This window comes from Streptomyces sp. SP18BB07, assembly GCF_036322545.1.
GTDB lineage: Bacteria > Actinomycetota > Actinomycetes > Streptomycetales > Streptomycetaceae > Streptomyces > Streptomyces deccanensis.
Genome location: NZ_JAQYWT010000256.1, coordinates 127440 through 137836, shown reverse-complemented (window position 1 = coordinate 137836; position 10397 = coordinate 127440). Strand labels below are relative to the sequence as shown.

Here is a 10397-nt window from a genome sequence, read left to right as displayed (position 1 = left end):
GCCTTTAGGGGCGCGGGGAACTGCGCGAGAAGCCCCACCCACCCGCACCCGACCACGCACCCGTCCCGACCCCGCACAGGCTTCGGCGGCCGGTTACTCTCGCCCCATGAGCCGTCCCCCCTCATTCACCCCGCCTCCCGGCGCTCGCGCCCACCGTCTGCGCACCCCTCGTGGGGAGTTCGCCGTGATCGAGGCGGGGGTGGCGGTGAAGGGCAGCGTGTTGCTCGTGCCGGGGTTCACGGGGAGCAAGGAGGACTTCATCGCGCTGCACGAGCCGTTGGCGGCGGCGGGGTACCGGACGGTGGCCGTGGACGGGCGCGGCCAGTACGAGAGCCCAGGGGCCGAGGACGACGAAGCGCCGTACGCGCAGCCGGAGTTGGCGAAGGACCTGCTCGCCCAGGCGCGGTCCGTGGGCGACGGCGGTCCGCTGCACCTCGTCGGTCACTCCCTCGGCGGCCAGATCTCCCGCGCCGCCGTGCTGATGGACGCCTCCCCCTTCGCCTCCCTCACCCTCATGGCCTCGGGCCCCGCCCAGATCTCGGTCGGCCAGCAGCAGCGCGTGAAGCTGTTGCGGGACGCCCTGGCCGTGATGGACATGGAGCAGGTGTGGGACGCCATCCAGGCGATGGAGGCGCCGGAGCCGGAGGAGGCCGACACGGGCGCCCTCGACGCGGGGCTCGACGACCGCGCCGACCTGCGTCGCCGTTGGCTCGCCACCAAGCCCGCCCAGCTCATCGCCACGGGCCGGCAGCTCTGCTCGGAACCCGACCGCGTCGCCGAACTCGCCGCCGTGGACCTGCCCAAGCACGTGCTCTCCGGTGAACGCGACGACACCTGGCCGATCCCGATCCTCGACGACATGGCCGTACGGCTGCGCGCCCACCGCACCGTCGTCCGTGACGCCGAGCACTCCCCCAACACCGATCAGCCGAAGGCGACGGCCGACGCCCTCATCGGCTTCTGGGACCGGATCGTCCGCTGAGCAGGGGCCCGCCAGAAGCCAACGTCCAGTCCAGTCCAGTCCAGTCCAACCCGGCCCCTAGTACTGCGCCCGCAAGTGTTCCCAAAAGCCGTCCCGCAGCGCCCGTCTCAGGTCCGCCTGTCCCCGCAGCGAGTACTGGAGCAGGCCCTCCGCCTCGACGAGCAGGTCCTGGTCGACGGAGCCGGGCAGGTACGGATGGCCGTGGAGCAGTTCCTGCAAGGTCTCCCGGCCGCGTGAGGCGAGCCACTTCGCGGCGATCTGGGCGCCGACGAAGCGGACGTCCTCACGGGTGGGGCGGGCACCGGTGGGGGCGTCGTAGGTGGCGGCGGCCCTCCGTGACACGTACGGCTTGAAGAAGTCGAGGTCGAAGGTCCGCTGGCTGTCGACCTCCCACAGCAGCGGCTCGGCCTGGTTGCGGCCCTCGGGTGCCTCGATCCCCCACAGATGGACCCGCGCACCGTAGCCCTGGGCGGCCTCGACCGCCGAGACCAGGTCCTCGTCGCCGCCGATGAGGGCTGCGTCGCTGATCGCGCGGTGCCGGGCCAGCGACTCCAGGTCGGTGCGGATCAGGGAGTCGACGCCCTTCTGCTGGTTGTTCGCGTTGAGGTTGCCGAGGCGGACCTTCACGTCCGGCAGCTCGGCGATCGTCTGCTGTTCCGCCGTATGGATGCGCCGACGGGCCCCGTCGTACCAGTAGACCCGCAGCAGCCGGCTGTCCGCGAAGATCGTGCGGGCCTTGTCGATCAGCGCGTCGATGAGCCCTTCCGCGTCGAGATCGAAGGACCGCCGGTCCTCCGTCCCCGCGACGAGCCGTCCCACGGCCGCGTACAGATACCCGGCATCGACGAAGATCGCGTGTGTCGAGGGCGTCTTCGCCACCTCGGCGAGCATGCGGTGCAGCAGCTCGTTCGTACGGTCGATGCGGGCGCCGAGCGCCGTGAGGTCGTCGTTCATTACTGCCATTGTCCCGGCGGTCACGCTGCGAACACAACCGGTCCCAATCAGTCTTCCTGCCTCCAGGTAGACATACCAGCACACCGCTTACCCGCTAGTAATTAGCTTCTCGAAAAATTTCCTTAGCGTAGGGAATGTTCGTAACACGCATACCGTTGGCTACTGATGGAACACGGGCACCGACGACCCGTGAACCATCACCAGTAGTTCTCCTCAGGAGGATGACCAGACGAAGGGAGAAGCCCTTGCGCTTCGAAATTCTGCGACTCGACGATGTCAGCGGCACGCCCGTCGACAGCACCGTCGTGGACGCCGCCTCCGTCAACCGGATCGTGCAGCAGGCCGCCGCCATCGGGCAGCGCCTCTGGATCCGCCCGGCAGACGCGACCGCCTCGTAAGGACGCGGATCCGTTCACACTTCAGAGCCCCGTACGGCACGACGCCGTACGGGGCTCTGCGACTTCTCGGGCCAGACGTGGCTCGGGGCGTGGGCTAGGCGCCCTGGACGACCTGGGTGACGCCGTTGATGATCTGCTGCACGGCGATCGCGGAGAGCATCATGCCCGCGAGCCGGGTCACCAGCACCACACCGCCGTCCTTGATGACCCGGATGATCAGCAGCGAGTACCGCATCGTCAGCCACAGCACGACATGGATCGCGAGGATCGCGGCCCACACGGAGACGTGACCGGCCACGCCGTCCGCCTTCTGCACGGCGAGGATCACCGACACGATCGCGCCGGGACCGGCCAGCAGCGGCATCCCCAGCGGCACGAGCGCGACGTTGACGTCCTTCGTCTGCTTCGGCTCGTCCGTCTTGCCGGTCAGCAGATCCAGCGCGATCAGCAGGAGCAGCAGCCCGCCCGCGATCATCAGCGCCGGCACGGAGACATGCAGATAGGCCAGGATCTGGTGCCCCAGCAGCCCGAAGACGGTGATCACACCACCGGCCACGCAGACGGCCTGGAAGGCCATCCGCTTCTGGGTGCGCGCGGGTCGGCCCGCGGTGAGGCCGAGGAAGATCGGGGTGATCCCCGGGGGATCCATGATCACGAAGAGGGTGAGGAAGAGCGAACCGAATATGGCGAGATCGAACACGGGGGTGCCTTGCGGGAGTGAAGAACGGGGGAAGAGGGGCAGCCCACAGCCGCGTGCCGCTGTGAGCGATCGTCCGCGAGGCGATGGGGGAACCGCCCGCGCGAACGGAGTCGGGAGTGGTGGGGAACGGTGGGGACAGCCGCCGACGGCCGGGTCCCCTACGGCCAGGAGGGGCCGGCTACTTCCCGCCGGTCCCCGGGACGGGAAACGCTCCGGTGGCCCGCCGAGTGATCTCGCCGTACACCTCGGGGTCGGTCGTGCACTCGCCGAGTACACAGGTCTTCCGGCTGCCGTGGTAGTCCGAGGAACCGGTGGCGAGGAGCCCCAGCTCCTTCGCCAGGCCGCGCAGCCGTGCCCGGGTCGCCGGGTCGTGCTCCATGTGGTCGACCTCGATGCCGTCGAGTCCGGCGGCGGCCAGCTCGGCGATCGCGGACTCCGGTACGGTCCGGCCGCGCTTGACGGCGGCGGGGTGGGCGAAGACGGCGACACCGCCGGCGCCCTTGATCAGCCGGATCGCCTCGAAGGGGTCGGTCTCGTGCTTCTCGACGTAGGCGCGGCCGCCGTCGGCGAGCCACTGCTCCGTGAACGCGTCGCTCACGGTCGGCACGACACCGAGTTCGACGAGGGCGGTGGCCACGTGCGGCCGTCCCACCGAGCCGTCGGCGGCGATCCGCGCGACCTGGTCCCAGGTCACCGGCACACCCAGCTCGTTCAGCTTGGCGATCATCCCGCGGGCCCGGGGGACGCGGTCGTCCCGGACCAGCTCGCGCTCGGCGAGCAGATCGGGCTCCTCGGGGTCGAACAGATAGGCCAGCATGTGCATGCTGACGCCGCCCAGTCGGCACGACAGCTCGGCGCCCGTGACCAGGGTGAGCCCCTCCGGCAGCGCGGCGATCGCCTCCGCGTGCCCACGGGTGGTGTCGTGGTCGGTCAGCGCGACGACGTCCAGACCGGCCGCCCCCGCCTTCCGTACCAGCTCCGACGGGGTGTCCGTACCGTCGGAGGCCGTGGAGTGGCAGTGCAGATCGATACGCACGACTCGGACTCCAGGCGCGGGGAAGGGAAGCGGACGCTCAAGGATAGCGTCCTTTTGGGCCAACCCTGTCACACCCTAAACCGGGGAGTGCCCCCTACACGGGTGGAGACGGGGGCGGGCGAAACGGGCGCCTCCTGGCCCGAACGGGCGCCGCACGGGTCGAGTGTGGTGCCCCTACGGCTCCAGGATGCGCGGCGAGAGGGCTCCGCACGGGAGGAGTTCCACCTCCGCACCCGCGTCCCGCAGATCCGTCAGCACGAGTTCGTCGTACATCAGCAGCCCGGTCTGTTCGGGCCACACGATCGCCCACAGCCACAGCCCGAGCGCCTCGCCCGCGAAGACGGCGCGGTCGTCCGGCGTGCCGGTGACGTGCCACAGCGGTGTCGGCCGTCCGGCGGCCAGGACCTTCGCCTGGGGTGGTTTCTCGACGCTCAGATAGGGGCCGGGGTCGGGCCCGTCGATGCCCGCGTACCGCGCACCGAGTCCGACACCGAGTTCCTCCGCGATGAGGACCAGCTCCCCGACGCCGCCGAGCGGACCGGGACCGGAGCAGGCCACGGCGGTGGCGCGTCCGCCGCTGCGGTCGTCCCCGGCGAAGGCGGCACCCGTGAAGAGCCAGCCCACGGGCAGCGGCCAGGGCATCCAGACCGGCACCTTGGCACGGTGCACGACGACGCTGAGGGCCTCGACGCTGGGCGGGATCACGGGCTGCAGCGGGTGCACCGTCCCGTGGGCGGCGCACTGCCAGGAGTCGGCAAAGAGGCCGGGAGCCCTGACCCGGCCACCACACTTCGGGCAACTGGGTTCGCCCCTCATAGGGCCCAACGGTCCTCCCCGTGCTTCCTCGCGTCAAGGACGATCACCCGTCCGGCGTGTGCGCGTCACGTTCCGCGCACGTTCCACGCACGAACGCCGGTCTTCGGCGGGTGGTCGACCCATCGGGCCGACCAACGGAATCAACTACCCACACCGCCAAGGGAAGCGGCGGTTTTCGGCCACCTGCCGAGCCTCCTCCGGTCACGTATGGCGTGCCGTCCGTCACACCGGGAAGTCGCGCCGCACGGTCGGTCAGGCGAGGGAGACCGATGCGCGGGTGGGGTCGCGGAGGTCGGTGCCCTGCGTGAGCCAGCGCTCCTGGAGGGCCTGGGCGCCGTGCACCCGCTTCCAGGCCGCCTCGTTGGGCGTCATCGGCAGGAGGGGCAGGAACCGTACGGGGTCGGCGGGGGCGTCGAGTTCGAGATCCTCGACCAGGCCGCCGGACTCGGCGACGAGGACGGAGGTGAAGGGGGCGCCGGGCCAGAGCGGACCGCCCACGTCGAGAGAGGCACCGGGGGCCACGATCACGCCCTCCACCTGCGGCGACGCGGCGAGCACGGCGAGCGGGCGCAGCACCTTGTCGGTGTCGGCGACACCGCGCCGCACGGACAGGACGAGCTCGGCGCGCGGGCCCTTGACGGGGTCGGCGAGGACCGCGGCGGGGTCGGCCATCGGCTGGGCGGACATGCCGAGCGTGGCGTAGCGGACGACGTCGCCGTCGGTGAAACGGAGCACCTCGATGCGGTCCGCGCCGAGGAAGGTGACCGCGGCGCGCGCGTCCGGTTCACCCAGCGCGGTGCGCAAACGGGCCTCCACCAACGGAAGAACATCAGCCATGAGCCGAGCATAGAACTCGTCAGGAACCGGCAAACGGGCGCCTTGACACTTCAGCCGACTGTTAGTCTGGGGCGCCGGTCGGGACAGCACGCGGGCAGCACGCAGAAGCCACGCTCTCAAGGCTTCTCACGCCTTCACGTCCCGTACCGAGAAGACTGACTCCCCTACGGGGAACCCCGGATGGGGTATGGAACGTCCCTTACGAGGGACCGGCCGGAGGAGGTGGGGCTGCGATGGACCGAAGTCGACCTGGCAGTACCACCCGCTCTTCCGCTGTTCGAGTTCCGTAGCGCCGGTCGTAGCCGTAGTTCTCGCTCGCTGGCTACCACCCTCACTCGCGTCGTGCCGCTCGTCGGTCGTCGCGCATCGGAAGAGCACTTCTTTCCCGTCTTGATCTGAATCAAGCGAAGCTGTCACCGCGACGGTGCGGTGCTCCCCGCTTTGTGGACGTGCCAAACATCCGCAGTCAAAACGTCCCCATTCCGGGTAGTTCCAACCGTCGTCGGCGGCCTTTCGTTGCGAAGGAGCCAGCTCATGTCGATGATCCACAACCTGCGTGCCGCGGTCCGCCCGTCCCGTCCCTCGCGGCTGTCGCTGCGCAAGGACGGCGGGGTGTACGACGCAACGCGTCCGGCGGAGGCGGCCACGGCCGTCGTGGACTGCGCCGTGTACCGCGACGGCGCGCGCGTGTCGTTCGAGCGCAACCTGACCCCGCACGAGGCGATCCGTCAGGTGCGCCGTGACGGCGGTTTCGTCTGGATCGGCCTGCACGAGCCGTCGGAGGCCGAATTCTCCGGTATCGCGGCCGAGTTCGGGCTGCACCCGCTGGCCGTGGAGGACGCGGTGCACGCGCACCAGCGGCCGAAGCTGGAGCGGTACGACGACACCCTCTTCACCGTCTTCAAGACCATCCACTACGTCGAGCACGACGAACTCACCGCCACCAGCGAGGTCGTGGAGTCCGGCGAGGTCATGTGCTTCACCGGGCGGGACTTCTTCATCACCGTCCGGCACGGCGGGCAGGGCTCGCTCAGGGCGCTGCGTCACCGGCTGCAGGACGACCCGGAGTTGCTGGCGAAGGGCCCGTCGGCCGTGCTGCACGCCATCGCCGACCATGTCGTCGACGGGTACGTGGCGGTCGCGGACGCCGTGCAGGACGACATCGACGAGGTGGAGACGGAGGTGTTCTCCCCCGGGCGCAAGGGCACGCCCCGGGGTACCGACGCTGGCCGGATCTACCAACTCAAGCGCGAGGTCATGGAGTTCAAGCGCGCGGTGCTGCCGCTGGTGCGGCCCATGCAGCTGCTGAGCGAGCGGCCGATGCGGCTGATCGACCCGGACATCCAGAAGTACTTCCGTGACGTGGCCGACCACCTCGCCCGGGTCCAGGAGCAGGTCGTCGGCTTCGACGAGCTCCTCAACTCGATCCTCCAGGCGAACCTGGCGCAGGCCTCCGTCGCGCAGAACGAGGACATGCGCAAGATCACCTCCTGGGCGGCCATCATCGCCGTGCCGACGATGGTGTGCGGCGTCTACGGCATGAACTTCGACTACATGCCGGAGCTGCGGTGGAAGTTCGGCTACCCCCTGGTCCTCGGGGTCACGGTCGCGCTCTGCCTCGGCATCCACCGGACGCTGAAGCGCAATGGGTGGCTGTAGCTAGGCTGCCCCCATGAACGCCGACTCGCCGACAGCTGACGCGTTGCTCGATCGTGCCCTCGTCGAAGAGGCCACCAAGAAGTCCGGACTCATCTGGGTACGGGGCGGGACCGCGCCGGCGCCCGGGGACCCGGGCCCGAGTGCGCCGTCGCGGGCGTTGTGGCACGTCTGGCACGAGGGTGCGGCGTGTGTGGTGGGCGACGGGCCGGGTGAGCAGCCGCTGCCCGGGCTGGTCGACGGGGGCCCGGCGGTGGTGACCGTCCGCAGCAAGGACAAGGGCGGGCGGCTGGTCAGCTGGGCCGCGGGCGTCGTCGAACTGGCCCCGGGCTCCCCCGAGTGGGAGTCCGCCGTGGCCGAGCTCAAGGGCAAACGGCTCAACGCGTCCGACGGTGAGGCCATGCCGGCCCGGTGGGCCCGCGAGTGCCGGGTGCTCCGCCTGGAGCCGACGGGGGCGACGCTGCCGCTGCCCGACGGCGATCTGGCGGAGGCACCGGTCGCCACGTCGGCGACCACCCGTCAGCCGATTCCGGCCGCGGTCCCACGCCTGCTCTTCACCCGCCGCAAGCGCTGAGCGCCGGGCCCGCCCCCGCCCAGGGGCCTCGTGTCGCTGCTCGGGCCCGTCAAGAGGTCGGCAACTGCTTGCCGTAGTCCACCACCGACTTCTCGTCCGGCTCCTCCAGGGTGAAGGTCTTGCCCCAGTCGGTGAGGAGGATGGTGCCGGCGTCGCCGGCGCGGACGAGGCGGAGGGGGTAGGGGGTGCCTTCGAGGGAGACGTCGAGCGTGCCGCCGGAGCCCTTGTCGCCGGTGATGCGGATGGTGCGGGTGCCGGACTGCTCGTGATGGCCCTCGGTGGACAGCGTGCCGTGCAGGGTGAGCAGGCTGTTGAGGAGGACGTCCTTGTCGGTGAAGCCGCTGAACCGCTTGTAGGCCGGGTCACCGGTCGGCACCTTCACATACATGCCGTCCAGCTTGTCCGCCGCGGCCGCCTCGGAGTCCTCGTCGCCGCTGTCCTTCCCCGAGTCCTGGTGGTCCCAGAAGTCCTTGTCGGCCTTGAGGAAGAGGTGCTCCCCCACCTTCAGCAGCCGGAACGTGGAGCCCTCCGACGTCACCGAACCGGTACCGCCGTCCTCCTTGAGGCGCATGTCCAACTTGTAGGTTTTGCCGTTGCTCACCACGGCCCCGGACAGCCGGACCGTGTCCGCCGCCGTGGCCGCCGCCCGGGTCGTGCTCTGGATCTTCGCCGGCTCCAGCTTGCCGACCCCGTTGGTGCCCTCGTTGGGATCCTCGCTGCACCCGGTGAGCCCCAGCCCGCTGACCACCAGGGTGCAGACGGCGCTCACCAGTGCGGCCCTTCGGGTACGGGGAATCACAGTCACAGGCGATGCACCTCTTCGTGGGGAGTCCAGGCCTACCGCAGAGTACCGGGGCTCCCGACCCACCACGGAGCCAGTCCGTCCGCACCGCTCACCAGGGCATATCCGATCGGGACGGGCTAGCCTGAAGCCGTCCTCGGCGGACATTCCCCTCGCGACGGGAAGGAAAGGGGCGGCTCATGGCGGCGGTGGCGCCCCGGATCTTCGTCTCCCACCTCTCCGGCGTCGCCGTCTTCGACCCGAACGGCGACCAGGTGGGCCGCGTCCGGGATCTGGTGGCCATTTTGCGGGTGGGCCGCAAGCCCCCGCGGCTGCTCGGCCTGGTCGTCGAACTGTCCACCCGGCGCCGGATCTTCCTGCCCATGACCCGGGTCACCGGCATCGAGTCGGGCCAGGTCATCACCACCGGCGTGCTGAACGTGCGCCGCTTCGAGCAGCGCCCCACCGAGCGCCTCGTCATCGGAGAACTGCTGGACCGGCGGGTGACGCTCGTCGAGACCGGCGAGGAGGTGACGGTCCTGGACATCTCGGTCCAGCAGCTGCCGGCCCGCCGGGACTGGGAGATCGACCGGGTGTTCGTCCGCAAGGGCAAGGGCGGGGCGTTCCGGCGGCACAAGGGCGAGACGGTGACCGTGGAGTGGTCGGCGGTCACCGGCTTCTCGCTGGAGGAGCACGGGCAGGGGGCCGAGAACCTCCTCGCGACCTTCGAGCAGCTCCGCCCGGCCGACCTGGCCAATGTGCTGCACCACCTCTCCCCCAAACGCCGGGCCGAGGTCGCCGCCGCCCTGGATGACGACCGGCTCGCCGACGTCCTGGAGGAGCTGCCCGAGGACGACCAGATCGAGATCCTCGGCAAGCTCAAGGAGGAGCGGGCCGCGGACGTCCTGGAGGCCATGGACCCGGACGACGCCGCCGACCTCCTCGCCGAGCTCCCGGAGGAGGAGCAGGAACGCCTGCTGACGCTGATGCAGCCGGACGAAGCGGCGGACGTACGGCGGCTGATGGCGTACGAGGAGAAGACCGCCGGCGGTCTGATGACCACCGAGCCGATCGTGCTGCGCCCGGACGCGACCGTCGCCGACGCGCTCGCGAGGGTCCGCAACGCCGACCTGTCCCCCGCGCTCGCCGCGCAGGTGTACGTGTGCCGGCCCCCGGACGAGACACCGACCGGCAAGTACCTCGGCACGGTCCACTTCCAGCGGCTGCTGCGGGACCCGCCGTACACCCTGGTCAGCGCGCTCGTCGACGATGATCTGCAGCCGCTGGACCCGGAGGCCGCGCTGCGCGCCGTCGCCGGGTTCTTCGCGACGTACGACATGGTCGCGGCGCCCGTGGTCGACGAGAGCGGCTCGTTGCTGGGCGCGGTGACCGTCGACGACGTCCTGGACCACATGCTGCCCGAGGACTGGCGGGAGACGGAGTTCCATCTGCACGAGGACGAGGACCTCGCGGACGGGCAGGGGGCCGACGATGGCTCCTGACCGGGACGGGCGGGAAGCCCGTGAAGGGTGGGAGGGGCGACCCGGCGGACGCGAGGGACGGGACGGACGGCTGCACATCGGGCGCGAGGGGCGGGAGGGGCGGGAGGGGCGTCAAGCGGGGCGCGAGGGACGGGACGGGCGGCACGCGGGGCGCGAGCGGG

General features: G+C 70.6%; 11 protein-coding genes. 5 read left to right on the top strand and 6 right to left on the bottom strand.

The features are described 5' to 3' along the window. Window positions 1–106: 106 nt before the first annotated feature. Window positions 107–982: an alpha/beta fold hydrolase gene (locus tag PUR53_RS10720; protein WP_329898264.1), complete on the top strand. Its 876-nt coding sequence runs from the start codon at window positions 107–109 to the stop codon at window positions 980–982. A 57-nt stretch (window positions 983–1039) separates the two neighbouring features. On the opposite strand, the gene PUR53_RS10715 is transcribed toward PUR53_RS10720, so the two are convergent. After that, on the bottom strand, window positions 1040–1945 hold the full coding sequence (locus PUR53_RS10715; RefSeq protein ID WP_239757078.1) for an NYN domain-containing protein: 906 nt from the start codon (window positions 1943–1945) through the stop codon (window positions 1040–1042). Window positions 1946–2181: 236 nt separating this feature from the next. Between PUR53_RS10715 and PUR53_RS10710 the strand changes: the two genes are divergently transcribed. Further along, window positions 2182–2334 carry a hypothetical protein gene (locus tag PUR53_RS10710; RefSeq protein ID WP_107072223.1) on the top strand — a complete coding sequence of 51 codons (153 nt, stop codon included), beginning with the start codon at window positions 2182–2184 and terminating at the stop codon, window positions 2332–2334. A 94-nt stretch (window positions 2335–2428) separates the two neighbouring features. Here PUR53_RS10710 and PUR53_RS10705 read toward each other — a convergent pair whose 3' ends face one another. The 4 genes from PUR53_RS10705 to PUR53_RS10690 all read right to left on the bottom strand — a co-directional run bounded on the left by PUR53_RS10705 (window position 2429) and on the right by PUR53_RS10690 (window position 5723). Continuing rightward, entirely contained in the window at window positions 2429–3034 is a 606-nt protein-coding gene (locus PUR53_RS10705) for a MarC family protein (protein WP_239757077.1), read from the bottom strand. Between the two features lie 178 nt (window positions 3035–3212). Continuing rightward, a complete protein-coding gene (locus PUR53_RS10700; protein WP_329908125.1) occupies window positions 3213–4070 on the bottom strand; it encodes a PHP domain-containing protein in 858 nt (285 codons plus the stop codon). Window positions 4071–4244: 174 nt separating this feature from the next. Beyond that, entirely contained in the window at window positions 4245–4886 is a 642-nt protein-coding gene (locus PUR53_RS10695; RefSeq protein WP_033525501.1) for a DUF6758 family protein, read from the bottom strand. Between the two features lie 252 nt (window positions 4887–5138). After that, entirely contained in the window at window positions 5139–5723 is a 585-nt protein-coding gene (locus tag PUR53_RS10690; protein ID WP_329908124.1) for a suppressor of fused domain protein, read from the bottom strand. A 534-nt stretch (window positions 5724–6257) separates the two neighbouring features. On the opposite strand from PUR53_RS10690, the gene PUR53_RS10685 reads away from it, so the two are divergent. Beyond that, window positions 6258–7382 (top strand): magnesium and cobalt transport protein CorA, encoded by a 1125-nt coding sequence (locus tag PUR53_RS10685; protein WP_329898261.1) that lies wholly within the window; start codon window positions 6258–6260, stop codon window positions 7380–7382. Window positions 7383–7395: 13 nt separating this feature from the next. Further along, entirely contained in the window at window positions 7396–7953 is a 558-nt protein-coding gene (locus tag PUR53_RS10680) for a hypothetical protein (RefSeq protein WP_329898260.1), read from the top strand. A 49-nt stretch (window positions 7954–8002) separates the two neighbouring features. Here PUR53_RS10680 and PUR53_RS10675 read toward each other — a convergent pair whose 3' ends face one another. Then, window positions 8003–8758 (bottom strand): hypothetical protein, encoded by a 756-nt coding sequence (locus PUR53_RS10675; protein WP_329908122.1) that lies wholly within the window; start codon window positions 8756–8758, stop codon window positions 8003–8005. Between the two features lie 176 nt (window positions 8759–8934). Between PUR53_RS10675 and PUR53_RS10670 the strand changes: the two genes are divergently transcribed. Continuing rightward, the gene (locus PUR53_RS10670; protein ID WP_329908121.1) at window positions 8935–10236 is read left to right on the top strand and encodes a magnesium transporter MgtE N-terminal domain-containing protein; all 1302 of its coding nucleotides are present in this window, start codon (window positions 8935–8937) and stop codon (window positions 10234–10236) included. Window positions 10237–10397: the final 161 nt, after the last annotated feature.

Coding starts and splice junctions, on each gene's coding strand:
- PUR53_RS10720 (WP_329898264.1), top strand. CDS start 107: ATGAGCCGTCCCCCCTCATTCACCCCGCCTCCCGGCGCTCGCGCCCAC.
- PUR53_RS10715 (WP_239757078.1), bottom strand. CDS start 1,945: ATGGCAGTAATGAACGACGACCTCACGGCGCTCGGCGCCCGCATCGAC.
- PUR53_RS10695 (WP_033525501.1), bottom strand. CDS start 4,886: ATGAGGGGCGAACCCAGTTGCCCGAAGTGTGGTGGCCGGGTCAGGGCT.
- PUR53_RS10690 (WP_329908124.1), bottom strand. CDS start 5,723: ATGGCTGATGTTCTTCCGTTGGTGGAGGCCCGTTTGCGCACCGCGCTG.
- PUR53_RS10685 (WP_329898261.1), top strand. CDS start 6,258: ATGTCGATGATCCACAACCTGCGTGCCGCGGTCCGCCCGTCCCGTCCC.
- PUR53_RS10680 (WP_329898260.1), top strand. CDS start 7,396: ATGAACGCCGACTCGCCGACAGCTGACGCGTTGCTCGATCGTGCCCTC.
- PUR53_RS10670 (WP_329908121.1), top strand. CDS start 8,935: ATGGCGGCGGTGGCGCCCCGGATCTTCGTCTCCCACCTCTCCGGCGTC.